This window comes from Cellulomonas sp. NS3, assembly GCF_024757985.1.
GTDB lineage: Bacteria > Actinomycetota > Actinomycetes > Actinomycetales > Cellulomonadaceae > Cellulomonas_A.
Genome location: NZ_CP103289.1, coordinates 3,745,170 through 3,770,370, shown reverse-complemented (window position 1 = coordinate 3,770,370; position 25,201 = coordinate 3,745,170). Strand labels below are relative to the sequence as shown.

Below are 25,201 nucleotides of genomic sequence, written 5' to 3'. Positions count from 1 at the left end.
GAGTCCAGGGATGACGCAGGCGCCGGTCCGGGTCGACCCGCGCCGCACCCACGAGGTCTGCATCGCTCGGCAGGGCATCCACGACCTCGTCGGGCGGCCGGTCGGTCACGAGCTGCTGTTCCGGCCCACCGCCAGCAGCACCGTCTCGGGCGTGCGGCCCGGCATCGACGACGACGAGGCGACCGCGACCGTCATCGCGGCGACCCTCGGCGAGTTCGGGGTGAGCGACGTCGCGGGCGACGGCCTCCTCTTCGTCAACGTCCCGCGCGCGTTCGTCGTCGGCTCGCTGCCCGTCGCGCTCGACCCCGACCGCGTGGTGCTCGAGGTGCTCGAGCGCGTCCCGGCCGACGAGGAGGTCCTCGCGGGCGTCCGGGCGCTGCGCGAGCAGGGTTTCGCGATCGCGCTCGACGACTACGTGCCCGGCGACCACCGCGCGCCGCTGCTCGAGCTGTGCGACTACGTCAAGGTCGACATCGAGGACCTCGGCGACAGGCTGGCGGAGTTCGCTGCGCAGCTCCGCGAGGAGTGGCCCGACGTCACCCTGATCGCCGAGCGCGTCGAGACCGAGGACGACCTCGAGGCGGCGCACGCCGCGGGCTTCGACCTGTTCCAGGGCTACTTCTTCCGTCGTCCCGTCGTCCTGACGCGGCCGGCGCTCGCGCACCACGCGCTCGTCGCGGGCCGGCTGCTCATCCGCCTCGGCGACCCGCAGGTGTCGTTCCGCGTCGTCGCGCGGCTGACCGCGGCGGACCCGTCGATCGCGCTCAAGGTGCTGCGCGTCGTGAACTCCGCGGCCGGCGCGGGCCGCCCGGTCCGCAACCTGCACCAGGCGCTCGTGCTGCTCGGGCGCGAGCGGTTCCGCGCGCTGCTCATCCTCGAGATCCTCGTGACCGCCGGGCACCACGACGACGAGCTGCCGCTGCGCTCGCTCGCCCGCACGCGTGCCGCCGAGCTCCTCGCGCCCGGCGCGCCGCTCGAGGCGTCCACCGAGGAGCTCGTGCGCATCGTCTCCGAGCTGCTCCGGGTCCCCGTGAGCGAGCTCGACCCCGCGCTGCACCGGGCCCGCCCGAGCGCCGAGGCCCTCGGGGCGTGCGACGTGCTCGACGCGTACCTCAAGGCGGTGGACGTCGACGCGACGCCGGCGATCGGTGCGCCCTTCACGGCGCTCGACGTCTCGCACGCCTACCTCACCGCGGTCAAGGAGGCGCGGGCGCTGCTCTCGACCGTGTTCTCGCCGGTCGAGCGCCCGGACGGCTGGGACTGAACCTGCCGGGTGCCCGGCCGGTGCCGTCCCCGCGCGTCCTGCTGCCGCGTCCCCGGTGCCGCGCGCACATCACGGGCAGGTAACCTTGAGCGTTACGACATCCATCGACACCTCAGGGGTTGCAGTGCCCACCGGCAAGGTCAAGTGGTTCGACACCGAGCGCGGCTTCGGCTTCATCGCCAGCGACGCGGGTGACGAGGTGTTCCTGCACGCCTCGGCGCTGCCCGCGGGGGTCACCGCGCCCAAGCCCGGCACCAAGGTCGACTTCGGCGTGGCCGACGGGCGACGTGGCCCGCAGGCGCTGTCCGTCAAGTTCCTCGACCCGGTGCCGTCGGTCGTCAAGGCCACGCGCAAGCCCGCCGACGACATGGCCGTCATCGTCGAGGATCTCATCAAGGTCCTCGACAAGGTCGGCAACGACCTGCGCCGTGGCCGCTACCCCGACAAGGCCGCCGGCGAGAAGTACGCGTCGCTGCTGCGTGCCGTCGCCGACAACCTCGAGGGCTGACATGGCCGCCGCCACGAAGGACGCCGTTCTGGGGTCGGCCGTCGAGCTCGCGCGCCAGGCCGCCGTCGAGCTCGCCGAGCAGCCGGGCGACGTCGGCGAGCACCTCGGCCACGTCGTCGACGGCGAGCGGCTCGTCTCGCACCGCTTCGCGTGCACCGCGCGCGGCTACCGGGGCTGGGTCTGGACCGTCACGCTCGCGCGCGTGGCCCGCTCGCGCACCGCGACCGTGTGCGAGGCCGTGCTGCTGCCCGGCGACGACGCGATCCTGGCGCCCGAGTGGCTGCCGTGGTCCGAGCGGCTGCGCCCCGGGGACATCGGCCCCGGCGACGTGCTGCCGTTCCGCGCCGACGACCCGCGCCTCGAGCCCGGTTGGACGCCGACCGGCGACGAGGAGCTCGACTCCGTCGCGATCGAGGAGCTCGCGCTCGCGCGCGCCCGGGTGCTGTCGGCCGACGGCCGCGACGAGGCCGCGAACCGCTGGTACGCCGGCCCGCACGGCCCGACGTCGCCCGGCTCTCTCGCGTCCGCCGCGGCGTGCGGGAGCTGCGGCTTCCTCGTCCCGCTCCAGGGCTCGCTCGGCACCGTCTTCGGCGTGTGCACCAACGCGTGGTCGCCCGACGACGGCACCGTCGTGAGCGTCGACCACGGGTGCGGCGCGCACTCGGAGACCGACGTCGAGCCGCAGGCGAGCGAGTGGCCGGCACCGGACCACCACCTCGACGAGCACGACGTCGAGGTCGTGCAGCTCGCCCCGGCCGCGGCCGAGGCGGAAGCCGGGGCGGACACGGCCGACGCCGAGGCCACGACGGCGGAGGCGACGGCCGGCCCCGCTGCGGCCGAGGACGCCACGGCCGTGGACGGCGCGCCGGAGGTGCTCTCGGTGGAGTCCGGCGACGCTGTGCTCGACGCGGGCGCCGACGCGACCGGCGACCGGGTGGACGACGCGAGCACCGCCGACACGGGCGCCGAGCCCGCCGACGCGGCGCAGACCCCGGCCGAGCCCAGCACCGAGGCCGACCCGCTCGCGGGCGAGGAGCTCGCGCAGCTCGGCTCGGAGGCCGACCCGGAGCCGGGTGACCCGGCGGACGAGACGACCAGGCCGGCGGACGAGACGACCGCACCGGGAGACGTGCCCGCCGAGCCCGCCACCGAGACGGTCGAGCCGAGCCCCGAACCGTGAGCCCGGACGCCTTCGGCACCGCTGCGCTGCGCGCGGCCGTGCTGGAGGCGTGGCGTGCCTCACCCGCGCGGCTGCGTGAGGACGCCAACACCGAGGAGGACCACGCCCGCGGCTACTACCGCGACCGCGTGCTCGTCGAGCTGGCCCAGAACGCCGCCGACGCGGCGACGCGTGCGGGGGTGCCCGGGCGGCTGCTGCTGCGCCTCGCGTCGACGCCGGAGGGTTCCGTGCTCATCGCCGCCAACACGGGCGCACCGCTCGACGAGGCCGGGGTCGCGTCGCTCGCGTCGATGCGTGCGTCGGCGAAGCGTGAGGGCTACGTCGCTCCGGCCCACCCGTTCGGGCGGGGGCCCGCGGTCGTCGGGCGGTTCGGCGTGGGGTTCGCGGCGGTGCGGGCGGTCGCCGACGAGGTCTCGGTGCTCTCGACCACCGGGGGTGTGCGGTTCTCGCTCGCGGACACCGTGAGCCTGCTCGCGGAGGCGTCGGCGGACGTGCCCGCGCTCGCCGACGAGGTCCGGCGCCGCGACGGCTCCCTCCCCGCGCTGCGGCTGCCGCTCCCGGCCGAGGGGTCGCCGCCCACGGGCTACGACACCGCGGTCGTGCTCGAGCTGCGGGACGAGGTCGCGGCCGACGAGGTGCGCGCGCTGCTCGCCGCCGTGGGCGACCCCCTGCTGCTGGCGCTGCCCGGGCTGGTCGAGGTCCTGGTCGAGGATGACGCGGCCCCGCGGCCCGTGCGGCGGGTCGCGGACCTGCACGAGCGCTGGCACGTCGCGTCGGCGCACGGCGAGCTCGACCTGGCGCTCCTCGCGGACCGCCCGGTCGAGGAGCGCACCGCGCGGGGCTGGCGCGTGACGTGGGCGGTCCCGCGCGCCGCGGCACCCCCCGAGCCGGTGGACACGCTCGGACCCACCGGTCGCGCAGCCCCGACCGCCACCTGGACCCCGGTCGTGCACGCCCCGACGCCGACCGACGAGCCGTGCACGCTGCCGGCGCTGCTGGTCGCGACGCTCCCGCTCGACCCGTCGCGCCGCCGCGTCGCACCCGGCCCGCTCACGGACGCCGTCCTCGCGCACGCGGCCCACGTCTACGCGGTGCTCGCGGCGGGGGCGGCGGAGCACGGGGACGACCCGCTCGCGCTCGTCCCGACCGGGCTCCCGGCCGGGGTGCTCGACGGCACGCTCCGCCGGCTCGTGGTCGAACGGCTCACGCGCACGCCGCTGCTGCCCTCGGGCGCCGCAGGGGTCGCGGCCCCCGGGACGGGCGGGCAGCCGGGCGGCGAGGGCGCCGGCGACCGGGGAAGCGTGGCCCGCGCGGACCTCGTCGAGCCCGGGCGCGCGGTCGCCGTCGAGGGCGAGGTGGGACGGGACCCCGCCGCCGTGCACGCGCTCGCCGCGCACGCCCGCGGGCTCGTGCTGCTGCGTCCGGGCCGCGAGGCGGCGGCGCGGACGCTCGGCGTCGAGCTCCGCCCGCTCGCGGACGTGGTCGAGGAGCTCCCCGCCGTCCGGGGCGCGGAGCCGGGGGAGTGGCGTGTCCTCTACGCGGCGCTCGACGGCGCGGCGCACGACCCGGCGACGCGCGAGGCGCTCGGGGCGCTGCCCGTGCCGCTCGCCGACGGCCGGGTCGTCCGCGGCGCGCGCGGCCTCGTGCTGCTGGACGACGCGGGGCGCAGCCCCGACGTCGTCGACGCGCTCGGGGTGCTGGGCCGGTGGGGGTTGCGCGTCGTGCACCCGGACGCCGCTCACCCGCTGCTCGCCCGGCTCGGTGCGACCATCCCCGACGCCGCGGGCCTGCTCGCGCACCCGGCCGTGCGGCAGGCGGTGCTCGACCAGGCCGACGACGACGACCTCGCGCTCGCGAGCGACGTCACCGAGGCGGTCCTCGCGCTGGTGTCCGCCGCCGTCTCCGAGTGCGGCGGCGCGTCGGAGGACGCCGGGCCGCTCGCCGCCGTCGCCCCCTGGCTCGGGCTCCTCACGCTGCCCGCGGCGGACGGCGAGCCGACCCCCGCGCACGGGCTCGTCGTCCCGGGGTCGACGGCCGCGGGGCTGCTCGACGACCGCGTGCTCGCCTCGGTGCAGGTCGAGCTCGTCGAGCGCTGGGGCACCGACGTGCTCGTCGCCGCGGGGGTGCGCCAGGACCTCGTCGTCGTGCAGGTCGGGGACGTCGTCGCCGGGGCGGTCGACCTCGGGTCGTCGGACGCCGACGCGCTCGCCGCCGGGTCGCTCGACGCGTGGGAGGACTACGCCGAGGAGCTCGCGGAGGTGTTCGGCGCGGGCGCGTACGTGCCCGACGTGCGCGCCGTGGCGGACCTCGACGCCGTCGGGCCGGGGCAGTGGCCCGCGGTGCTCGCACGGCTCGCGGAGCGCCCGGACCTGCGCAGCGCGCTGCTCGACCCGGTGCGGGCCGAGGGTGCGACGGCGGCCGGCGCCCCCTCGTACACCGCGTGGTGGCTGCGCGAGCGCGCCGACCTCGGGCTCGGTCGCCCGTTCGCCGTCCGGGGCGCGCGCGACGACGCGCTCACGCGACTGCTGCCGGGCGCGCCGGACGTGCTCGCCGGCGTCGACACCGAGGTGCAGCGCGCGCTCGGCGGTGCCGGGTCGCTCGACGGCCTCGACCCCGGTGCGTGGCGGCACGTGCTCGACGGGCTCGGCGCCGCGGGCTCGCCGGTCGAGCTCGCGGTCGCGGCCGGGCTCTGGCGCACGTGGGCGTCGCTCGCCGGCGGGCCGTCCGGCGCGGGGGTGGGCCCGGGCGACGAGGTCGAGCTCGTGCCGGCCCTCGTCGGACCGACCCGCGTCGCGGTCGTGCACGCCGACGACGCCGCCGTCGCCGACTCCCCGATGTGGTGGCAGCGCACCGACGTAGCGGCGCTCGTCCCGGCCGCGGCCGCCGGTCTCGACCTGACCGATGCCCCTGACGCCGCCGACGGGCGGACCCCCGCCGCGGCTCTCGCGGCGCTGCTCGGGCTGCCGCTCGCGTCGGACCTCGCGGACGGCGTGGTCGACGACGGCGCGGACGACGCGGACGCCCCGGACGACGCGGACGCCCCGGACGACGACGCGCGTGCGGGCGGTGAGCCCGTCCCGACCCCGGAGGCGGTGCTGCGGCTGCTGCCCGACGCTCCGGTGACGTGGGTCGAGCACGACGAGCTGCGCGTCGACGGCGTACCCGTGGACTGGTGGGTCGAGGGCTCCGGTCCGCGTGCGGTCGTGCGCGCGACGCAGCTGGCGGCGCTGGCCCGCGGGCTGGCGCAGGCGGCCGGGCGGTGGGCGGACCGGCACGCGGTCGAGCTCGTGCTCACCGAGCCGGGACGTGCCGACGAGATCGCCGTCGAGCAGGCCGCCGACCCCGCGTCCTGAGGCGGTCGGGCAGGCCGGCCGGTCGGGGTGCGGAGGCGGTCGAGGAGCGGGTGCCGCTAGCGCTGGCGGCGGGACCAGAGCAGGCCGAGGCCGCCGAGCAGGACCCCCACGAAGCAGGTGGCGATGACCGTCGACGTCACCTCGACGCCCGGCCACAGCACCATGATTGCGAGCGCGACGAGCCACGTCGCGCTGCCGACGACGAACGCCGGCCCGAGGCTCACCGGGACGGGCTCGGGCGCGGGCTTGCGACGGTCGGGGTGGAGCACGAGCTCGAGCAGCGAGGGCACGGCCCCAGGTTACGGGGTCCGCTAGGGCGTGGGCCCCGCACCCGGCGGCACGGCGGTCGGCGTCGTCGCGCAGCAGAGCACGCGACGGCATCCGGCGCGGTCGAGCCCGTGCGGGTCGGACCGGTGCGGGTCAGGCCGGTGCGGCGACCGCGAGAGCCGTCGCGGTCGCGAGCGCCTCGGGGACGACCGCGAGGCACGCCTGCGCGACGTCGTAGGGCTCGAGGCCGGTCGCCCGGACGCCCTCGATGTCGTTCTCCTCGAGCGCGAGGACGGCGGCGAGCGCGGGTCCGTACGGGCCGGAGAAGCTGCGCAGGGCGTCGGCCACGTCGGCCGAGACACCGGTGCGCTCGACGAGGTCGTCGACCGCGATGCGCTGGTGCGCGGCCACGGCGGACAGCAGCCCGACCGTGTACGCGGCGTCGGCCCCCGTCACGGCCCGGCACGAGAGGGCGCGCGTGAGGATCGACCAGAGCGGGCCGATCGTCGTCGGCTGGGCGTCGACCAGCGACGCCATCGCGACGGCGGAGAGCTGGTGGGGGCCGACGAGCACGACCGCCTGGTGCACCGAGTCGACCTTGCGGCGCAGCGCGAACGTGCTCGCGTTGACCAGGTGCAGGACACGCATGACGAGCTCGGGGTCGGTCCCGACGGTGCGGACGACCGCGGCCTGGTCGATGTGGTCCTGCGTGAGGAGCTGGAGGAGCTCGAGGCACTGGAGCTCGCCGGCGGTGAAGCTGCGGCCCACGGTCTCGGGGTCGCGCTCGAACATGGGGCCCTGCAGCATCTCGACGCCGAGGTCGAGCCCGGCCTTGATGCGCTCGCGCGTGTCGGCGCGCTCGGCGATCACGAGGACCCCGGCGCCCTGGGCGCGGGCGACGAGCATGGCGAGGCGGTCGTAGCCGCGGCCGACGTCGATCTTGACGAAGTCGGCCTGGTCGAGCAGGGCGTCCTGCGCCACGGTGCCGGTGTAGTCGGCCAGCGCGATCCCGAGGCCGCGCTCGCGCGCGACGGCGACGAGCCCACCGACGTCGGGCAGGTGGGTCAGCTCGGGGGTGATCTCGAGGACGACGCCGGACGGCGGCCGCAGGAGCCCGACCTCGCCGCGCAGGACGCGGGGCGTCGCCCGCAGGAACACGACGCGGTCGCCGGCGAGGCGCGGGAGGTCGAGGCGGGCGTACTCGGCGTCGGCGAAGCCGGCGATGTCGTGCTCCGGGACGGCCTCGCCCGCGGGGTCGAGCGCGGCGACGCGGACCGCGTAGCCGTACACGGACCGGTCGACGTAGACCACGGGCTGCCGCAGCACGCTGATCTCGCTCACGCGCGCGGGTGTGCTCGGGTCGTCGATCACGCTCATGGACTGTTCTCCTGGATCGAGAGAGGTGTGTCGCCCCGCCTATCGGCAGACGACCGTCCCCGGTGAGGGGCCGATCGGGCGACTCAGGCGAGCGGTGCGCGCAGCGGCCAGTCCTCGTCGACGACGCTCTGGACGGCGGCGCCCGTGACGGGGTCGACGACGAGCGGGGCGAGCAGGTTCGCGGTCGCCGGGTGCGGGCCGTCGGCGGGGTGCACGACGACGAGCAGCACGAGGCGCTCCGCCGGGGCACCGACCGCCGCGACCGCCTCGGCGGAGACCGCGGGGGCGTAGTCGGGGAAGAACGGCTGCGGCACGACGACGAACAGGCGCACGGGCTGCGCCCCGGCCGCAGGGACCGAGCGGATCGCGTGCAGGACGCCGATGTCGTCGAGCGATGTGACGTCGAACTCGGTGTGCCCGGGCAGGCCCGGCAGGGGCTCGCGCAGGTGCAGCGTGGTGGGGACATGCACGCCCGTGAACGGGTGCGTCGCGTGATTTGTCATGACGGTCGTCTGGGTCATCGCAGGAACTCCATCAGTGTCGGCTGCAGGACCTTGCCGGCCGCTCCGAGGGCGCCCTGGTAGGCGACCTCCTGCATCTGGAGCTCGAGGATGATGCCCGCGAGGTCGACGTCCTCGATCGCGGACAGCTGGGCCTTCGTGGACTGCTGGGTCTCCAGCAGCGTGCTCTGCGCGTCCTGCACCCGGTTCTGGCGTGCGCCGACGCCCGAGACCTGGGTCAGCATCGCGTCGAAGCGCGCGTCGATCGCGGTCAGGTGCGCCGTGACGTCACCGCCCGAGCGCAGGGTCGCGGACACCGTCTCGAGGAGCGCGAACACCGAGCCGGCGCCCTCGCCGTAGACGGCGGCCCCGTCGGCGTCGACGCGCACGGTGGTGTTCTCCGCGACGCGCCGCTCGACGCTCGAGCCCGGGGTGCCGGTGAACGCGTAGGCGTCGGTGAACGCGACGCCCGCGTCGGACGTGCCGGCGAAGACGCTGCGGCCGAGGTAGCTCGTGTTGGCCTGCTCGAGCAGCGCCGCGCGCAGCCCGTCGATCTCCGCGGCGAGGGCCTCGCGCGACGTGGCGCCGAGCCCGCCGTTGCCGCCCTGGACCACGAGGTCGCGGGCCCGGCGCATCGTCGACAGCGACGAGGTGAGCGCCGAGTCGACCGTGGTGAGCCAGCCGTTGCCGTCGTCCGCGTTGCGGGCGAACTGCGTCTGGGCGCGCTGCTCGCCCCGCAGGCGGAGCATGTCGGACGCCCCAGCGGGGTCGTCCGAGGGCAGGTTGATGTTCTTGCCGCTCGACATCTTGGCCTGCAGGTCCGCCATCGTGGACAGGTTCTGCTGCAGGTTCCCGAGCGTCGAGCGCTGGACCGTCTGGTGCGTCACGCGGTTGATCACGTGCTACCTCCCGACCACGCCGGTGCGGTTGATGAGTGTGTCGAGCATCTCGTCGATGGCGGTGAGGACCCGGGCGGCCCCCTCGTACGCGCGCTGGTAGGCGAGCATGTTCACGGCTTCCTCGTCGGTGTCGACGCTCGCCTGGGCGAGCTGCTGCGACGCCGCGGCGGCCCGGGAGGCCTCGGCGACGCTCGCGCGGGACGCGGCGCTCGCGGTCTTGACCCCGAGGCTGACGACCGTCGAGCTCCACGTGGCGTCCGGGCCGTCCTTGGCGGTGCCGAGCTTCGCGAGCGCGTCGCCCACGGAGCCGTCGAGCGGGCCCTTCGCGGGGTTGCCCACCGCGACGTGGCTGGGGTCGGTGATCGCGACGCGCAGGCCCAGGGCCGCCGGCTTGCCGGCGTCGAACGCGAAGAACGCGCCGCCGGCCGTCGTGCCGTCGGCCCGGGTCGCGGTCGAGTGCAGCGCGTTGACCTGGGTCGCGAGCTGCGTCGCGAGCGCGTCGTACGACGCCGCGGCCTCGGTGAGCATGCCGCCCGAGCCGGCCGGCGTCCCCGGGGGAGCCGTGACGGACAGCAGGCCCGCGACGCGCCCGCCGTCGAGCCCGACGGACAGGCCGGGCTTGCCGGCCCAGCCGACCGTGACCGCGGCGCCGCCGGTGGCCTGGGCGAACGTCGTCGCGCCCGTGACCTCGAGCGACTTGGCCTTCGCGCCGTCGACGAGCGTGTTGCCCGCGACGTAGACGTCGAGCTGGCCGTCGGGGCGCGTGCGGGTCGTCGCGCCGACGAGGCCGGAGAGCTGGACGACGAGCTGGTCGCGCTGGTCGAGCAGCTCGTTCGCGGCCGCGCCGGAGTTGGTGATCGCGAGGATGCGCGAGTTGAGGTCGGCGACGTTCGCGGCCGTCGTGTTGACCTGGTCGACGAGCCCGACGGTCGTGGTGCGCGCGTGGGACCACTGCGACTCGGCGGCGTCGTAGAGGGACGCGACGCGGTCGACGACGGCCTGCGCGGTCTCGAGCAGCACGGCCCGGGCGGAGTCCTTGTCGGGGGTGTTCGAGACGTCGCCGAACGCGCCCCAGAGGTTCGTCAGCTGCTTGGCGAGGCCGGTCGTCGCGGGCTCGCCCACGCTCTTCTCGAGCTGGGAGTACGCGGCGGACTGCGCGGCGAGGTAGGAGGCCCCGGCCGTCTCGGTGCGCACGCGGGCGTCGAGGAACGCGTCGCCGAGGCGTGCGACGCCCGTGACGTTGACGCCGAGCCCGACGCCGTCCGACGTCGAGAACATCGAGGCGACGTTCGCCGCGGGCAGCGCGGACATCGCGGCACGCTGGCGCGTGTAGCCGACGGTGTTGGCGTTCGCCACGTTCTGGCCCGAGACGTCGAGAGCCTGACGCTGGGCGATGAGCGAGCTCAGCGCGGTGCCGAGTCCGGAGAAGGTGCTCACGGGATCCCTTTCAGAACGACCGGTCGAGCAGCTGGGCGCTGCGGTCGTGAGGAGTGCTGGCCATGCCCTGTACGTCGTAGGTCTGGACGGTGTCCTGCATCGTCATGAGGGTCTCCTGCGTCGCGCGGTGCGACATCGCGAGGAGCTCGCGGTTGCCGTCGGCCAGCTGGCCGATCTCGGCGGTCAGGGTGACGAAGGCGTCGCGGTGCGCGCGCAGCAGCTCGTCCCACGGCGGCGGGGCGTGCTGGGAGATCTCGAGGAGGCTCGAGCCGGGCTCCATGCCGAGCAGGGCGGCGACCTCGTCGGCCTCGACCGAGCGGCCGAGCTCGGCGTCGCGGATCTGCTCGAGCACCGTCTCGACCTCGCGGGTCGCGTGGCCGAGCCACCGGGTACGTCCGCTCGTGAGGACGAGCTGCTCCTCCTCGAGCTTGAAGAGCAGGAGCTCCAGGAGGTGCCGTTCCTTCCACAGGACGTCGGACAGTCGTGCAAGGGCCACGGGGGCGGGCCTCCTCTCTCGTCTCTCGTGCGCTCGTGGCGCGGGGGTTCGGGTGCTTCTGGCCCCTCTATCGGTCGCCCCGCGCGGATGCTGACGATTCCGGCGCGATCTCTCGTGGACCGCCTGGGGCCGCACCCCGGTGCGCCCGCACGGGTGCCGTCGTTGCTTCTCGCGGGGGCGCGCGCGAGGCCGGCCGGGCGACGGCGAAACGGACGATCGCGGGCATGTGGTGCGAGTCGCCGCTGGACGTCCGTCCAGGTCAGAGGCCTCACCCGGGTCCTTGAGGGATGTCGGGATGTGATCTGAGTCACACTCGGATGGCGCAGCGTGAAACCTATGGGTGGCGATGGGCGATTCGCTCACCCACATCGTCCGGTTCGTTCTCGACGGTTGCCTCGGTGCCCCCAGTTGAGCGCTCACACGGGCTCAAGCCAGGGCTCCAGGACCCCGAAATACGTGAGGTGACAACCACTGGACACCCCACGGACGAGCTCGTCGTCGCGAACCTGGCCCTCGTCGGCTACCAGGTCTCCGAAGTACTCATGCGCGTCCCCCCGACCGTCAGCCGCGACGACCTGGCGTCCGCCGGCCACCTCGCGCTCGTCCTCGCCGCCCGGGCCTACGACCCGACCACCGGCGTTCCCTTCGCCCGCTACGCCGCGCTGCGCATCCGCGGCGCGCTGCTCGACGAGCTGCGCTCCATGGACTGGGCGACCCGCGGCGCACGCCACCGTGCCCGTGAGCTCGCCAGCACGAGCGAGCGCCTCACCGCGACGCTCGGGCGCACCCCGAACCGCGAGGAGCTCGCCTCCGCGCTCGGCACCGACGTCGCGAGCGTCGACCAGGCCCGCCAGGACGCCGAGCGCCGCGTGCTCAGCATCGACTCCACGGTCAACCCGATCGCGGAGCTCGTGAGCGACAAGTCGCCCGGCCCCGAGGAGTCGCTCCTCACGAACGAGCGCCTGCGCTACCTGCGTGCCGGCGTCGACACGCTCCCCGAGCGCCTGCGCGTCGTCGTCGAGCAGCTCTTCTTCCACGACCGCCCCGTCTCCGAGCTCGCCGAGGAGCTGGGCGTCACCCAGTCCCGCATCAGCCAGCTGCGCACCGAGGCCCTCGGCCTGCTGCGCGACGGGCTCAACGCGAGCCTCGACCCCGACCTGGTGCCGGCCGCCGAGCGTCCGGACGGCGTCGCCGAGCGTCGCCGCCAGGGCTACTTCGCCGCTGTCGCCGCGCGTGCCGCCATGGGGGCCTCGGCCGCCGGCGTCACGCTCAGCCCGTCCGTCCCGACGCAGCGCCCCAGCGTCTCCGCCGAGCAGCGCTCGCTCAGCACCGCCTCCTGACCCGCCCGTACGACCCGCAGGTCTGCGGTTGTCACGGCTCTGACCTGCACGACGAGATCCCCCGTTCACCCGGCCGCTGGGCCGAGAGGGTGAACGGGGGATCTTCTTTTCCGAACTTCTCATCAGCGGGGGAGGGCCCCCGATGAGCACGGTGTGGCCATGGACGGCCAGCATCTCGACCCGAATCAAGGAGGAGTTCCATCATGGGTCTCTCGATCAACCAGAACATCGCGGCCGTTAACTCGTACCGCAACCTCAGCAACACCCAGAACGACCTCTCCAAGTCGCTCGAGAAGCTGTCGTCGGGCTTCCGCATCAACCGTGCGGCGGACGACGCGGCCGGTCTCGCGATCTCCGAGGGCCTGCGCTCGCAGGTCGGCGGCCTGAAGGTTGCGGCTCGCAACGCGCAGGACGGCATCTCGGTCGTGCAGACCGCGGAAGGCGCGCTCACGGAGACGCACGCGATCCTGCAGCGTGTGCGTGACCTGGCCGTCCAGGCCGGTAACGACTCGAACAACACCGAGGCGCGCAACAACATCAAGACGGAGTCCGACAGCCTCGTCGCCGAGCTCGGCCGCATCGCCGAGTCCACGAACTTCAACGGCACCAAGCTTCTCGACGGCTCCGCCGGCGGTGGCTCGGGTCAGCTCAAGTTCCAGGTCGGGGCGGACGGCGACGTCAACAGCCAGATCACCGTCGACCTGAACGGCGCCAACGTCAAGGCGATCAAGGACAACCTCACGCTCACGGGGACGTCCTCCAGCGGCACGAGCTTCGCCCTGGCCTCGAACCTCGCGGCGGTCGACACCACCGCCAAGACGTTCTCCTCGACGAAGAACGGTGTCACCACCACGGTGACGACCGGCACCCTGAAGGACCAGATCGGTGGCACGTCGAACGCGACGGGCTTCCAGAGCGTCGAGGAGCTGGCGGGCGCGCTGCGCGCGGACGCCAACTTCGCGTCGAGCTTCACCGTCTCGGTCACGAAGGACGCGAACGGCGCCGGTACCGGGATCGTCGTGCGTGCGATCGACGGCGGCACGCTGACCACCGCCGGCAACACCACTCCGGGTGCCGGCCTCGCCGCTGGCGCCGAGGGCGCCACGGTGCCCGCCGGTCTCGCGTTCGACTCCGCCGCGAACGCGCAGGAGTCGATCAAGAAGATCGACGAGCAGATCAAGACGGTTTCGACGGCGCGTGCCGGTCTCGGTGCGCTTCAGAACCGCTTCGAGCACACGATCAAGAACGTGAACGTGGCGGTCGAGAACCTGTCCGCGTCGGAGAGCCGCATCCGCGACACCGACATGGCGTCGGAGATGGTCTCGTTCACGCGGGCCCAGATCCTCTCGCAGGCCGGCACGTCGATGCTCGCGCAGGCCAACCAGATCCCCCAGGGCGTGCTCTCGCTCCTGCGGTGACCTGAGGGCTGACCCCGCGGGGTGATCCTCCGCGCAGCCCGCACCAGCACCACACGACCGGCGGTGGGTGGACGAACCGTCCACCCACCGCCGGTCGCGCATCCAGCACCAGCACGCACAGCAGCACGAAGGACGGGAACCTCATGGCCTCGATGGGCGTCGACGGGATGATCAGCGGTCTCAACACGACCGACCTGATCAACCAGCTCATGCAGGCGGAGGCCGTCCCGCAGACCCTGCTCAAGACGAAGCAGACGAGCACCACGACGCTCGTGACGGCGCTCCAGGCCCTCAACGCCAAGGTCGCCTCGCTGGGAGACGCCGCCGCCACCGCGACGAAGCCGGCATCCTGGCAGGCCTACAAGGCGACGGCCTCCGCGTCGTCCGTGACCGCGACGACCACGGCGACCGCCCTGCCCTCCGAGCTCACGCTCAAGGTCGACACCCTGGCGAGCAACCAGGTCTCGCTCCTGAACTTCGGCGGGTCCGGGAGTCCGTTCACCGGCACGCCGCCGACCTTCACGATCCGCACGAACGCCGACGCGGTGGCGGCGAGCGAGCGCAAGGACGTGACGGTGACCGCGAAGTCTGGCTCGGTTGAGGACGTCGTCAAGGCCATCAACGAGACGACCGCTGCCGGCGTCAAGGCCGTCGCCGTCAAGGTCGACGGGGCGTACAAGATCCAGCTCACCGGCTCCGAGACCGGGTCGACGAAGGACTTCGCCGTCTTCGCCGGAGCGGCGGAGACCCTCACGAGCGGTTCCACCGCGGCGACGATGAGCGAGCTGCGCAAGGCGAGCGACGCCCAGATCACGCTGTGGCCCGGCAGCACGGCCAAGGTCGAGGTCAAGTCCGCCACGAACACGTTCGCGAACGTGCTCGACGGCGTGAGCTTCACGGTCTCGGCGCTGCCGAAGACGGACGACCCGCCGGTGACGCTGACGGTCGCGCGCGACGACGCCGCGGTCAAGAAGCTCGCCTCGGGCCTGGTCGGCGCGCTCGGCGTCGTCTTCTCCGAGATCAGCTCGCGCACCGCGACGACGACCAAGACCAACGAGGACGGCCGGACGGTCGTCACCGGCGGCATGTTCAGCGGCGACTCCGCGGTCCGCGCGCTCAACCAGCAGCTCCAGACGGCCGCGTCCCACCCGGTCGACGGGACGTCGCCGGCGCAGGTCGGCATCGTCATCGGCCGTGACGGCACGTTCACCTTCGACGACGCGAAGTTCACCGCCGCGCTCGCCGCCGACCCGGCGAAGGTTCAGAAGGTCGTCGCCGGCCTCGCCGAGCGCGTCGCCGACGTCGCGAAGAAGACCTCCGACAAGGTCGACGGCAGCCTCACCCTCAAGATCACGAACCAGCAGGGCACGGTAAAGGACCTCGGCGACCAGATCGCGAACTGGGACCTGCGCCTGGCTTCCCGGCGCGCGGGCCTGCAGAAGACCTACTCCGCCCTCGAGGTCAGCCTCTCGGGCCTGAAGTCGCAGTCGTCGTGGCTCGCGGGCCAGCTCGCGTCGCTCCCGACCTACAGCTGACCCGCCCGACCCCCACCGCGCCCCGCCCCCGACCCACCGAAGGACACAGCCATGTACGACGTCCGCTCCCGGTACCTCGCCGACACCGTCGCGACGGTCGGGCCCTCGCGTCTGCTCACGATGCTGTACGACCGCATGGTGCTCGACGTCGAGCGCGCCGAGAAGGCGCTCCAGGCCGGCGACAAGGTCGAGGCGACGCAGCAGCTCGCGCACGCGCAGGACATCCTCGCCGAGCTCATGTCGAGCCTCGACGTGGACGCGTGGGACGGCGGCCCCGGCCTCATGTCGATCTACACGTTCCTGCTCTCCGAGCTCATCGAGGCGTCGATCACGGGCAGCGCCGAGAAGGCCGCGGCGTGCCGCGAGGTCATCGCCCCGCTGCGCGACGCGTGGCACGAGGCCGCGGCGTCGCTCGCGACCGTCCCGGCCGCCCCCGTCGTGCCGACCCAGCGCTTCGGCGCCGAGACGGGCGCCAGCACCGGGCTCGGTGTCCTCGGTGTCGGCTGACCCGGGGATCGCCGGCCCCTCGGGGCTGCACCCCGGCCTTCACGCCGTGACGGCCCCCGCGTGGGAGGCGGCCTGGTCGCACGCGCTGACCGAGCTCGAGCTCGACGTCGAGCAGGCCGAGGCGCTGCTGCGCGCCGACCACGCGGCGACCGGCGAGCTGCGGGTGCAGCCGTGGGTCCCGCCCACGGGCCTCGGGCCGCTGCCCGTCCCCCTCGTCGAGCGCGCGCAGGCGCTGCTCGACCGCCAGCTCGACGTCGCCCGGCGCACCGCCGAGGCCGCCCTGCTGAGCCGCCGCCACCTCGTCGCCGTCGACGCGATGCGCGAGCGCCCGCCGGCCGTGCCGGTGTACCTCGACACCGAGGGCTGAGCGCCCCGACCCCGCCCCGAGCACCGGAGTCCCGTACCCCGGTGCGCGTCGTCGTACTAGGCCCCGCCCGGCGCCTCCGCACGGGCGCGACGCCGGCCGGCACGGCACCGTCCCGGGCTCGGCCCGGCGCGAGCGGCCCGCGACCTGGCTCCTCCTCGCGCCGAGCACCGGACACCTCCGGACATGTGCGATCGAAGCGGTTCGACCGTCCGGGTGACCAGGGGGTGAAGCCCGGCCCGACCGGGGAAAAGGTCTCAGGTCACCCGGGTGGAACCCGATGGGAGGCGTGAGCACGGATCGCTCACCCAGCAGGCCACGGATCGGCCGACCTCAGCACCATCGTCGGTGAGGTGTACCCCGCATGGGCATGTTCGACTCCGTCGGCTACGTCGCGCTCAACAGCGCGCTCGACGGCCTCGCGCTGCGTCAGCGCACCATCGCGGAGAACGTCGCGAACATCCAGACCCCTGGCTACCAGGCCAAGCGCGTGCAGTTCGAGGCCGAGCTGAGCCGCGCCGTCGGGACCGGGTCCAAGGACGCCACGGTCGCGAACGTCGCCCGCTCGCTCGAGCCGACGCGCGAGGACGGCAACAACGTCAACCTCGACGCCGAGACGCTGCTGAACGTCGACACCAACCTGCGCTACCAGCTCGCGACCCAGGCGGTCGACGGCACCTTCTCGAGCGTGCGCGTCGCGATGAGGACGAGCTGATGACGATCTTCGGGGCGATCGGCGTCGCCGGCAGCGGACTGACCGTGTACCGCAAGTGGCTCGACGCGGTGAGCGACAACCTCGCCAACGTGTCCACCGTCCGCTCGTCGAACGAGGCGGCCTACCAGGCCAAGTACGTCGTCGCGAGCGAGATCCCCACCGCGAACGGCGGCGGCGTGCAGGTCGCGGGCATCGAGCTCGGCGACGCGGAGGGCCGCATGGTCTACGAGCCGGACCACCCGCTCGCCGACGAGGGCGGCTACGTGCGCTACCCCGACATCGACATGTCGTCCCAGATGACCCAGCTGATCATGGCGCAGCGCGGCTACCAGGCCAACGCCGCCGTCGTCGACCGTGCCAAGGCCACCTACGAGGCCGCTCTCCAGATCGGACGTTCCTGATGAGCATCCCCACGATCTCCGGCATCTCCGCCGGCGTCTCCCCGGTCGCCGCGACCGGCTACCTCTCCGGCCCGACGGGCGCCACGGGCGTCGACGCCGGTGCCTCGGCCGACGGCGGGGCGGGCTTCGCCTCCGCGCTCGGGTCGATCGAGAACCTCCAGCAGTTGCAGTCGACGAGCAACGAGCTCTCGGTCAAGGCCGTCACGGGTGACCTCGACGACGTGCACGACTACACGATCGCCGCCGCCGAGTCGAAGCTCGCGCTCGAGCTGACCGCCGCGGTCCGCAACAAGGCCGTCGAGGCGTTCTCCGAGATCATGCGGATGCAGGCCTGATGCCCGCGCAGCTCTCCGGCGCCCTGGGCAGGCTCACCGGCGCCGTCAAGCAGTTCTCGCTCGCGCAGCGCACGCTCGCGCTCATCGGCCTCGCGGTCCTCGTGCTCGGCGCGGTCGCGCTCAGCAGCTGGGCGGCCAAGCCGTCGCTCAGCCCCCTGTTCACCGGCCTGTCCTCGACCGACGCGTCGGCCGTGGTCGACCAGCTCGACGCCGAGGGCGTCGCCTACGAGCTCACCGACGGCGGCGGCACGGTGCTCGTGCCGGCCGACTCGCTCTACAACATGCGCCTCAAGCTGGCCGCGGCGGGCCTGCCCGCGAACGCGGACGGCGGCGGCTACTCGCTGCTCGACGACATGGGCATGACGTCCTCCGAGTTCCAGCAGGAGGTCACCTACCAGCGGGCGCTCGAGGGCGAGCTCGCCAAGACGATCGGCGCGATGCAGGGCGTCGAGGCCGCGACCGTCAAGCTCGCGCTCCCGCAGGACAGCGTGTTCGTCTCCGAGAAGGCCGACCCGACCGCGTCGGTGTTCATCCGCACGAAGACGGGCGTCGACCTCTCGGGCGACCAGGTCCAGGCGATCGTCCACCTCGTGTCCGCGGGCATCGAGGGCATGAAGACGACCGACGTCGCCGTGATCGACGCGGCGGGCAAGGTCCTCTCGACCGTCGGCGCGAACCCCACGGGCGGCATGTCCGGCCAGCAGACCGGCGAGTACGAGGCCCGCGTCAAGGGTGCCGTGCAGGCGCTGCTCGACCAGGTCGTCGGCGCGGGCAAGTCCGCCGTGACGATGACCGCCGAGCTCGACTACGACCAGACGCAGCGCACGAGCGAGTCGTTCACGGCGAAGCCCGACACCCCGCCGCTCGCGTCGTCCACGACGACCGAGGAGTACACGGGGACCGGCGGCGGCAACGCGACCGGCGTGCTCGGCCCCGACAACATCGCCGTCCCGAACGGGGACGCCGCCGGCAACGGCACCTACTCCTCGACGAGCGAGGACGTCACGAACGCGATCGACAAGGTCACCGAGCAGACGACGACCGCGCCGGGCAGCGTCAAGCGCCAGTCGCTCGCCGTCGTGGTCGACGCCGAGGCGACCGCCGCGATGGACATCGCCGCGCTCACCGCGACGCTGAGCGCCGCCGCGGGCATCGACCCGGCGCGGGGCGACACCATCGCCGTGCAGCAGATGCTGTTCGACACGAGCGCCGCCGAGACTGCGCAGGACGCGCTCGCCGCCGCCGACCGGCTCGCCGAGAAGGAGCAGCAGGAGACGCTGATCCGCCAGGCCGCCATCGCCGGCGTCGTGCTCCTGGTCGTGCTCGCGCTCGTCATCGCCGCGGCCCGCCGGTCGCGCCGCAGCCGCCGCGAGTCGCTCGACATCGGCGAGCTCCTGCCGATCCGCGAGGCCGACCCGCTCGGCATCGAGGGCGTCGGTGACGCCGTCCCGGCGCTGCCCGCCGCGGACGCGCTGCCCGAGCTGCCCGACGCGATCGCCGTCAAGCGCGCCGAGATCTCCGCGCTCGCCGACGAGCAGCCGGCCGAGGTGGCCGACCTGCTGCGCGGCTGGCTCTCCACGTCCGGAAGCGGTAGCCGCTGATGCCCGCGACACTGACCGGCACGCAGAAGGCCGCGATGCTGCTCCTGCAGCTCGGGCGCGACCGGGCCGCCCGTGTCATGGCCGAGCTCGACACCCCGGAGATCGAGGCCCTGACGGCCGAGATCATGCGGCTCGAGCGCGTCGAGCAGGGCCAGGCCGACGAGGTCCTCGAGGAGTTCTACGACGTGTCGGTCGTGGGCCCCGGGGTGGGCGGCGGCATGGCGTACGCGCAGGCGCTGCTCGAGTCCTCGCTCGGCAGCGAGCTCGCCGCGGGCATGCTCGCGCGGCTCCAGACGACGATGGCCGGCCAGCCGTTCGAGTTCCTGCAGAACGCCGACGCGCGCCAGGTCCTCTCGCTGATCAGCAACGAGCACCCCCAGGCCGTCGCGCTCGTGCTCGCGCACCTGCGCCCCGAGCACGCGTCGGCGATCCTCGCGGGCCTGCCGGGCGAGCTCCAGGGCGACGTCGCGCACCGCATCGCGCTCATGGAGCGCGCCTCGCCGGACGTCGTCAAGGTCATCGCCGAGAACCTGCAGCGCAAGGCCTCGACGGTCCTCACGCCCACGGAGATGTCCGCGATCGGCGGCGTCCAGCCGCTCGTCGAGATCATCAACCGCGCCGACCCGACGACCGAGAAGCTCATCCTCGAGGGCCTCATGTCCCGCGACGAAGCGCTCGCCGACGAGGTGCGCAGCCGCATGTTCGTCTTCGGCGACATCGTGCTGCTCGAGGACCGGGCGATGCAGCTCGTGCTGCGCTCGGTCGAGACGTCGGAGCTGTCGATCGCGCTCAAGGGCGTCTCGACGGAGGTCCGCGACAAGATCCTGCGCAACCTCTCGGAGCGGGCGCGCGAGAACCTCGTCGAGGAGATCGAGCTGCTCGGCCCGGTGCGCCTCTCGCAGGTCGAGGACGCGCGCGCGCAGATCGTGCAGTCGATCCGCCGGCTCGAGGAGAGCGGCCAGATCGTGATCCGGCGCGACGGCGAGGACGAGTACGTTGCCTGACGTCTTCAGCGCCCCGCTGCGCCCGTCCGCCCCTGTGCCGACCGCCGTGCCCGCCGCCCGCTCCGCGTTCACCGCGCAGACCGGCGCGCCCACGGCGACCCCGGTCGCGGCGCCCTCCGCGCCCGTGCCGGCGGTCTTCGAGCGCGTCGCGTCGGCCGGCTCGGCGCGCGCCGTCGAGGTCGAGCGCGAGCGGGCCCGGTCCGCCGGGTACGCCGCGGGCTTCGCGGCCGGTGCGTCCGAGGCCGCACGCGCGGCGCAGGTCGAGGCCGAGCACGTCGCCGCACGCCGCGCGTCGGAGGACGCCCGCCGCGCCGCGGAGCACGCCGCCGCGCTCGACGCGCTCGAGCGTGCCGCGCAGGCAGCCGCCGCCCGGACCGCGCCCGTGCTCGCGGACGCCGAGGCCCGGCTGCACGCCGCGGCGCTCGAGCTCGCCGCCGCGGTGCTCGGCACCGAGGTCGCCGACGGGGAGCGCTCGGCCCGCGCCGCGCTCGCCCGCGTGCTCGGCAACCCGCTCGTCCCCGGCGTGCACACCGTGCGCCTGCACCCGCGCGACCTCGCGGCCGTCCAGGCCGCCGGCGGGGTCCCCGCCACGTCGGGCGTCGAGCTCGTCGCCGACCCCGCGCTCGCCCCCGGTGACGCGATCGGCGAGCACCCGGACGGCTACCTCGACGGGCGCATCGACGCCGCGCTCGACCGTGCCCGGGCGGTGCTGCTCGCCGAGGTCGCGCACCAGCCGGCCAGGGCAGCGACGGGCCGCGAGCACGCGGCGGTCGCCACCGGCCACGTCCTGCCGCACCAGCGGGGGTACCTCGCATGAGCGCGCTGAGCTTCGCCCCGCACGTCCCCACCTCCGCGTGGGAGCGGGCGCTCGGCGCGAGCGCCCCCGAGGTCGTCGGGACGGTGCGCGGCGTCGTCGGCCTGACCGTCGAGATCGCCGGGACCGGCTCCGCCGTGGGCGACCTCGTCGAGATCGACGTCGAGGACGGCACGCGCGTGCCGGCCGAGGTCGTCGCGGCGCAGGGCTCGACCGCGCGCTGCATGCCGCTCGGCCCCACGCACGGGCTGCGCGCCGGGATGCGGGTGCGCCCGACGGGCGCCGAGCTGACCGCCCCGGTCGGCCACGGCCTGCTCGGGCGGGTCCTCGACGGGCTCGGCCGGCCGATCGACGGCAAGGGCCCGCTGCGCGCCGACGCGCACGTGGGCGTCAACGGGACCGCGCCGCACCCGCTCGAGCGCGCCCGCGTCGCTGCGCCGCTCGACCTCGGGGTACGCGTGCTCGACACGCTCGTGACCGTGGGCCGCGGCCAGCGCATGGGCCTGTTCGCCGGCTCGGGCGTCGGCAAGTCGAGCCTGCTCTCGATGGTCGCGCGGGGCACCGACGCCGAGGTCTCCGTGATCGCCCTCGTCGGCGAGCGCGGGCGCGAGGTCCGCGAGTTCCTCGAGGACGACCTCGGGCCCGAGGGCCTGGCCCGCAGCGTCGTCGTCGTGGCGACGTCCGACGAGCCGCCGCTCGTGCGCCTGCGCTCGGCGTTCGTCGCGACCCGCATCGCGGAGCACTTCCGCGACGGCGGCAGCGACGTCGTGCTGATGATGGACTCCCTCACACGCGTCGCGATGGCGCAGCGCGAGATCGGGCTGTCGGTCGGCGAGCCGCCCGCGACCCGCGGCTACCCGCCGAGCACGTTCGCGCTGCTCGCCCAGCTGCTGGAGCGCGCCGGCACGGCGTCGAGCGGCTCGGTGACCGGCATCTACACGGTCCTCGTCGACGGCGACGACCACAACGAGCCCATCGCCGACGCCGCGCGCTCGATCCTCGACGGCCACGTCGTGCTCGACCGCCGGCTCGCCGTCCAGGGCCACTTCCCGAGCGTCGACGCGCTCGGCTCGATCTCCCGCGTGGCGTCGCGCGTGACGACGCGCGAGCAGCGCGACCTCGCGACCCGGCTGCGCTCGGTCATGGCCGCGCGCCGCCAGGCGCAGGACCTGCTCGACGTCGGCGCGTACGTCGCGGGCAGCAACCCGCTCGTCGACGCCGCCGTGACCCACCGTCAGGCGATCGACGCGTTCCTGCAGCAGGACCTCAGCGACGCCGCCCGCTCCCACGACTCCTGGCAGCGGCTCGCCGCGCTCGTCGCCGCGATGGGGCCGCTGTCATGAGCCGCGCCTTCCGGCTCGCGAGCCTCCTGCGCCTGCGCTCGGCCGCCGAGGAGCGCGCCGCCGTCGAGCTCGCCGAGGCCGCGCGGCTCCGGGCGCGCGCCGAGGCCCGCCGGCACGACACCGAGGTCCGGCTCGGCTCCGCGGCGATGCCCGCGCACTCCGACGAGCTGCACTTCCGCGCGGCCGTCGCGGCGCGCGTCTCGCTCAGCGGCCTGCTCGCGGAGCGCGTGGTGGAGGTCCGAGTCGCGGACGACGGCGTCGACCAGGCGCACGCCGTCTGGGCCAGCGCGAAGGCCCGCGCCCGGGCGCTCGAGAAGCTCGAGGAGAAGCACGACGCGGAGGTGCGCACGGAGGACGAGCGCGCCGAGCAGCTCGTGCTCGACGAGGTCGCCGGGCAGGCCGCGCGCCGAGCCGCGCTGCGGTCGGGCACCCCGGAGGTGACCCGGTGACCGGGATCGCCGCCGTCCAGGCCCGCATGAGCGAGCTCGGCCGCCTCGTCGCGCCGCAGCCGGTCGTGCGCACCGCGACGCCGGCCGTCGCGCCGACCACGGGCGCCACGACCGGCACGTCCGACGCGACCTTCGCCTCCGCGCTCGCCGCGCTCGGGGTCGACGCGGGCTCGCTGGGCCTCGCGACCGCGGGCACGGCCGCCGTGCCGGCGCCGGCCCCCGCGACCCCCGCGTCCGGACCCACCGGCGCGAGCCTCGTCGAGGCCGCCAGGAAGTACGTGGGCACGCCGTACGTGTGGGGCGGGGAGTCGCTTGCCGAGGGCGGGCTCGACTGCTCGGGCCTCGTGCTCCGCGCGCTCGCCGACCTCGGGGTGACCGACGTCCCGCGCACCGCGCGCCAGCAGATGGGCATGGGCACCCCGGTGGCCTCGCTCGACGACGCGCGGCCGGGCGACCTGCTCGTCTTCGGCGGCGGGACGCACATCGGCATCTACGCGGGCGACGGCCGGATGGTCGACGCACCGAAGCCCGGCAAGGACGTCACCGTCCGCGACGTGTACACGACCCCGACGGCGATCCGTCGGGTCCTGCCAGCAGAAGGAGCAGCGCCGGTGAGCGCCACCACGACCGCCCAGGGAGCCGCCGCCGACGCTGCGGCGTTCGCCCGGCTCGCGGGGGTGACCGCATGACCGCGCTGACCACGGCGAGCGCGTCCGCCGCCCCGAGCAGCACGCGGGGCCCCGCCCGCACGAGCACCGCCCCGTCGCGCGACGCGTTCGACCAGGTGCTCCGCAGCCAGCTCGGCGACCGGCCTGCACGCACCGACGACGGCGGCCCGCGCACGCGGCCGACGGGGGAGCCCGCGTCCACCCGGTCCGGCGGGACGACCCGCTCGGCCGAGCCGCAGGGCCGCCCGGCCGACGCGACCACGGCCGACGCCGCGGCGACCGGCTCGACGGCACCCGCGACCGGGACCGCGGACGCCACGGTGGTCGCGGACGGCACCGGCCCCACGGACGCCGGCACGGCGGCGGCCCCGCAGACGCAGCAGGTCGCGCTCGACGCGACGGCGGCGGCGCTCCAGCTCGCCGCGGCCGCCGCGGCCACGGCCGGCGCCGCCGAGACCGCCGGCACGGTGGCGCCCGGCACGTCGGTCGTGCCCGGGACCGCCGCGGCGGAGGCGACGGCACCCGCCGCCGCAGTGACGGCCGCCGCCGGGCGTCCGGGCGAGCCCGCCCCGGCCGGCAGCGCGCCCTCCGGTGACGCCGTCGTGCGCACCGCCCCCGGGACGGCGCCCGCCGCGACCACGCCCGCCCCGACGGCGGACGCCGCCGCGCCGGCCACCACAGCCTCCGCGACCCTCGGGCCCACCGCGGCGGCGGCTCCCGCGACGGAGCCCGCGCGCACCGCCGACGCCGCGACCGCGGGCACGGCCTCGCCCGCGACGGACCTCGCCGCCACCGCCGACCCCCGCGCGGCCCGCGACTCCTCCGCGCCCCCGGCGCTCCCGGTGACCGTGACCCCCGCCCCCGCCGGAGCCCCGCAGCCCGTCGCCCCGGCGGCCGGCGGGGTCGTCGCCCCCGACGCCACGGCCGCCACGGCCGCGCCGGCCGCGACGCGCGGTGCGGAGCAGGCACCCGCGGCGTCGGCCCCGCAGGTCCCGCTCGCCGAGCAGCTCGGCGCGCGGCTGGCCTCGGTGCGCGGCCTCGGCGCCGGGCAGCACGTGCTCACGCTCGCGGTCGACCCCGAGCACTTCGGCCCGGTCCGCGTCGTCGCGCACATCACGCCCGACGCCGTCCGCATCGAGCTGCTCGGCGCGACGGACCAGGCCCGCGAGGCACTCAAGGGCTCGCTCGCGGACCTGCGCCGGGACCTCGCGTCGGCCGGCCTCGACGCCGACCTGCAGCTCGGCTCGCGCGACGCCGGTCAGCAGGCCGGCGCGCAGGGCGACGCCCGCCGCGACGCGCTCGCCGCACGGGGCACTGGCACCCGCAGCGCCTCCGACCCGGCGTCCGACGCCGCCTCCGACGTACCCGCCCGACCCGCGTCGCCCGCCAACCCGGCCGGCACGCTCGACCTCCTCGCCTGACCAGG

Annotated in this window: 25 protein-coding genes; 19 read left to right on the top strand and 6 right to left on the bottom strand. The window is 75.1% G+C overall.

Annotated elements, in window-relative coordinates:
• The first annotated feature begins 10 nt into the window (after window positions 1-10).
• The 4 genes from NXY84_RS17075 to NXY84_RS17060 all read left to right on the top strand — a co-directional run bounded on the left by NXY84_RS17075 (window position 11) and on the right by NXY84_RS17060 (window position 6,305).
• A complete protein-coding gene (locus tag NXY84_RS17075; RefSeq protein WP_258724233.1) occupies window positions 11-1,264 on the top strand; it encodes an EAL and HDOD domain-containing protein in 1,254 nt (417 codons plus the stop codon).
• 124 nt (window positions 1,265-1,388) lie between these two features.
• Window positions 1,389-1,772 carry a cold-shock protein gene (locus NXY84_RS17070; RefSeq protein ID WP_258724232.1) on the top strand — a complete coding sequence of 128 codons (384 nt, stop codon included), beginning with the start codon at window positions 1,389-1,391 and terminating at the stop codon, window positions 1,770-1,772.
• Window position 1,773: 1 nt separating this feature from the next.
• Entirely contained in the window at window positions 1,774-2,952 is a 1,179-nt protein-coding gene (locus tag NXY84_RS17065) for a DUF3027 domain-containing protein (protein WP_258724231.1), read from the top strand.
• Window positions 2,949-6,305: a sacsin N-terminal ATP-binding-like domain-containing protein gene (locus NXY84_RS17060; RefSeq protein ID WP_258724230.1), complete on the top strand. Its 3,357-nt coding sequence runs from the start codon at window positions 2,949-2,951 to the stop codon at window positions 6,303-6,305. Before NXY84_RS17065 ends, NXY84_RS17060 begins: the two co-directional genes overlap by 4 nt.
• Window positions 6,306-6,361: 56 nt before the next feature.
• Here NXY84_RS17060 and NXY84_RS17055 read toward each other — a convergent pair whose 3' ends face one another.
• The 6 genes from NXY84_RS17055 to NXY84_RS17030 form a co-directional block, all read right to left on the bottom strand.
• Window positions 6,362-6,595: a DUF2530 domain-containing protein gene (locus NXY84_RS17055; protein ID WP_258724229.1), complete on the bottom strand. Its 234-nt coding sequence runs from the start codon at window positions 6,593-6,595 to the stop codon at window positions 6,362-6,364.
• Window positions 6,596-6,725: 130 nt separating this feature from the next.
• The gene (locus NXY84_RS17050) at window positions 6,726-7,949 is read right to left on the bottom strand and encodes an EAL and HDOD domain-containing protein (protein ID WP_258724228.1); all 1,224 of its coding nucleotides are present in this window, start codon (window positions 7,947-7,949) and stop codon (window positions 6,726-6,728) included.
• Between the two features lie 83 nt (window positions 7,950-8,032).
• Entirely contained in the window at window positions 8,033-8,470 is a 438-nt protein-coding gene (locus NXY84_RS17045) for a flagellar assembly protein FliW (RefSeq protein WP_258724227.1), read from the bottom strand.
• The gene (gene flgL / locus NXY84_RS17040; RefSeq protein WP_258724226.1) at window positions 8,467-9,336 is read right to left on the bottom strand and encodes a flagellar hook-associated protein FlgL; all 870 of its coding nucleotides are present in this window, start codon (window positions 9,334-9,336) and stop codon (window positions 8,467-8,469) included. Before flgL ends, NXY84_RS17045 begins: the two co-directional genes overlap by 4 nt.
• A 15-nt stretch (window positions 9,337-9,351) precedes the next feature.
• Window positions 9,352-10,785: a flagellar hook-associated protein FlgK gene (gene flgK / locus NXY84_RS17035; protein ID WP_258724225.1), complete on the bottom strand. Its 1,434-nt coding sequence runs from the start codon at window positions 10,783-10,785 to the stop codon at window positions 9,352-9,354.
• A gap of 10 nt (window positions 10,786-10,795) precedes the next feature.
• Window positions 10,796-11,281 carry a flagellar protein FlgN gene (locus NXY84_RS17030; RefSeq protein WP_258724224.1) on the bottom strand — a complete coding sequence of 162 codons (486 nt, stop codon included), beginning with the start codon at window positions 11,279-11,281 and terminating at the stop codon, window positions 10,796-10,798.
• A gap of 461 nt (window positions 11,282-11,742) precedes the next feature.
• On the opposite strand from NXY84_RS17030, the gene NXY84_RS17025 reads away from it, so the two are divergent.
• The 15 genes from NXY84_RS17025 (at window position 11,743) to NXY84_RS16955 (ending at window position 25,196) form a co-directional block, all read left to right on the top strand.
• Complete coding sequence (locus NXY84_RS17025) at window positions 11,743-12,621, top strand: sigma-70 family RNA polymerase sigma factor (protein WP_258724223.1); 879 nt, start codon at window positions 11,743-11,745, stop codon at window positions 12,619-12,621.
• Window positions 12,622-12,824: 203 nt separating this feature from the next.
• Entirely contained in the window at window positions 12,825-14,039 is a 1,215-nt protein-coding gene (locus NXY84_RS17020) for a flagellin (protein ID WP_258724222.1), read from the top strand.
• Between the two features lie 143 nt (window positions 14,040-14,182).
• Window positions 14,183-15,574 (top strand): flagellar filament capping protein FliD, encoded by a 1,392-nt coding sequence (gene fliD / locus NXY84_RS17015; RefSeq protein WP_258724221.1) that lies wholly within the window; start codon window positions 14,183-14,185, stop codon window positions 15,572-15,574.
• A gap of 51 nt (window positions 15,575-15,625) precedes the next feature.
• Window positions 15,626-16,081, top strand: coding sequence for a flagellar export chaperone FliS (gene fliS, locus NXY84_RS17010; RefSeq protein WP_258724220.1), 456 nt, complete (start codon window positions 15,626-15,628; stop codon window positions 16,079-16,081).
• Between the two features lie 46 nt (window positions 16,082-16,127).
• Window positions 16,128-16,448: a hypothetical protein gene (locus tag NXY84_RS17005; protein WP_258724219.1), complete on the top strand. Its 321-nt coding sequence runs from the start codon at window positions 16,128-16,130 to the stop codon at window positions 16,446-16,448.
• A 367-nt stretch (window positions 16,449-16,815) separates the two neighbouring features.
• The gene (locus NXY84_RS17000; protein ID WP_258727256.1) at window positions 16,816-17,160 is read left to right on the top strand and encodes a flagellar basal body rod protein FlgB; all 345 of its coding nucleotides are present in this window, start codon (window positions 16,816-16,818) and stop codon (window positions 17,158-17,160) included.
• Window positions 17,160-17,561 (top strand): flagellar basal body rod protein FlgC, encoded by a 402-nt coding sequence (gene flgC, locus NXY84_RS16995; protein ID WP_258724218.1) that lies wholly within the window; start codon window positions 17,160-17,162, stop codon window positions 17,559-17,561. The genes NXY84_RS17000 and flgC overlap by 1 nt, the downstream gene beginning before the upstream one ends.
• Complete coding sequence (locus NXY84_RS16990) at window positions 17,561-17,896, top strand: flagellar hook-basal body complex protein FliE (RefSeq protein ID WP_258724217.1); 336 nt, start codon at window positions 17,561-17,563, stop codon at window positions 17,894-17,896. The genes flgC and NXY84_RS16990 overlap by 1 nt, the downstream gene beginning before the upstream one ends.
• Entirely contained in the window at window positions 17,896-19,497 is a 1,602-nt protein-coding gene (fliF, locus tag NXY84_RS16985) for a flagellar basal-body MS-ring/collar protein FliF (RefSeq protein WP_258724216.1), read from the top strand. Before NXY84_RS16990 ends, fliF begins: the two co-directional genes overlap by 1 nt.
• On the top strand, window positions 19,497-20,501 hold the full coding sequence (fliG, locus tag NXY84_RS16980; RefSeq protein WP_258724215.1) for a flagellar motor switch protein FliG: 1,005 nt from the start codon (window positions 19,497-19,499) through the stop codon (window positions 20,499-20,501). Before fliF ends, fliG begins: the two co-directional genes overlap by 1 nt.
• Window positions 20,494-21,318, top strand: a complete 825-nt coding sequence (locus tag NXY84_RS16975) for a flagellar assembly protein FliH (RefSeq protein ID WP_258724214.1) — start codon at window positions 20,494-20,496, stop codon at window positions 21,316-21,318. Before fliG ends, NXY84_RS16975 begins: the two co-directional genes overlap by 8 nt.
• Window positions 21,315-22,658 carry a FliI/YscN family ATPase gene (locus NXY84_RS16970; RefSeq protein WP_258724213.1) on the top strand — a complete coding sequence of 448 codons (1,344 nt, stop codon included), beginning with the start codon at window positions 21,315-21,317 and terminating at the stop codon, window positions 22,656-22,658. The genes NXY84_RS16975 and NXY84_RS16970 overlap by 4 nt, the downstream gene beginning before the upstream one ends.
• On the top strand, window positions 22,655-23,107 hold the full coding sequence (locus NXY84_RS16965) for a flagellar FliJ family protein (RefSeq protein ID WP_258724212.1): 453 nt from the start codon (window positions 22,655-22,657) through the stop codon (window positions 23,105-23,107). Before NXY84_RS16970 ends, NXY84_RS16965 begins: the two co-directional genes overlap by 4 nt.
• The gene (locus tag NXY84_RS16960; protein WP_258724211.1) at window positions 23,104-23,796 is read left to right on the top strand and encodes a C40 family peptidase; all 693 of its coding nucleotides are present in this window, start codon (window positions 23,104-23,106) and stop codon (window positions 23,794-23,796) included. Before NXY84_RS16965 ends, NXY84_RS16960 begins: the two co-directional genes overlap by 4 nt.
• Window positions 23,793-25,196 carry a flagellar hook-length control protein FliK gene (locus NXY84_RS16955; protein ID WP_258724210.1) on the top strand — a complete coding sequence of 468 codons (1,404 nt, stop codon included), beginning with the start codon at window positions 23,793-23,795 and terminating at the stop codon, window positions 25,194-25,196. The genes NXY84_RS16960 and NXY84_RS16955 overlap by 4 nt, the downstream gene beginning before the upstream one ends.
• The last annotated feature ends 5 nt before the right edge of the window (window positions 25,197-25,201 follow it).

Bases quoted from the DNA above. Each gene is read 5' to 3' on its own strand.
- NXY84_RS17045 (WP_258724227.1), bottom strand. From the start codon at position 8,470: ATGACCCAGACGACCGTCATGACAAATCACGCGACGCACCCGTTCACG.
- NXY84_RS17050 (WP_258724228.1), bottom strand. From the start codon at position 7,949: ATGAGCGTGATCGACGACCCGAGCACACCCGCGCGCGTGAGCGAGATC.
- NXY84_RS16970 (WP_258724213.1), top strand. From the start codon at position 21,315: ATGAGCGCGCTGAGCTTCGCCCCGCACGTCCCCACCTCCGCGTGGGAG.
- NXY84_RS17065 (WP_258724231.1), top strand. From the start codon at position 1,774: ATGGCCGCCGCCACGAAGGACGCCGTTCTGGGGTCGGCCGTCGAGCTC.
- fliS (WP_258724220.1), top strand. From the start codon at position 15,626: ATGTACGACGTCCGCTCCCGGTACCTCGCCGACACCGTCGCGACGGTC.
- NXY84_RS16965 (WP_258724212.1), top strand. From the start codon at position 22,655: ATGAGCCGCGCCTTCCGGCTCGCGAGCCTCCTGCGCCTGCGCTCGGCC.
- fliF (WP_258724216.1), top strand. From the start codon at position 17,896: ATGCCCGCGCAGCTCTCCGGCGCCCTGGGCAGGCTCACCGGCGCCGTC.
- NXY84_RS17075 (WP_258724233.1), top strand. From the start codon at position 11: ATGACGCAGGCGCCGGTCCGGGTCGACCCGCGCCGCACCCACGAGGTC.
- NXY84_RS17020 (WP_258724222.1), top strand. From the start codon at position 12,825: ATGGGTCTCTCGATCAACCAGAACATCGCGGCCGTTAACTCGTACCGC.
- flgC (WP_258724218.1), top strand. From the start codon at position 17,160: ATGACGATCTTCGGGGCGATCGGCGTCGCCGGCAGCGGACTGACCGTG.
- fliD (WP_258724221.1), top strand. From the start codon at position 14,183: ATGGCCTCGATGGGCGTCGACGGGATGATCAGCGGTCTCAACACGACC.
- fliG (WP_258724215.1), top strand. From the start codon at position 19,497: ATGCCCGCGACACTGACCGGCACGCAGAAGGCCGCGATGCTGCTCCTG.
- NXY84_RS17000 (WP_258727256.1), top strand. From the start codon at position 16,816: ATGTTCGACTCCGTCGGCTACGTCGCGCTCAACAGCGCGCTCGACGGC.
- NXY84_RS16990 (WP_258724217.1), top strand. From the start codon at position 17,561: ATGAGCATCCCCACGATCTCCGGCATCTCCGCCGGCGTCTCCCCGGTC.
- NXY84_RS16955 (WP_258724210.1), top strand. From the start codon at position 23,793: ATGACCGCGCTGACCACGGCGAGCGCGTCCGCCGCCCCGAGCAGCACG.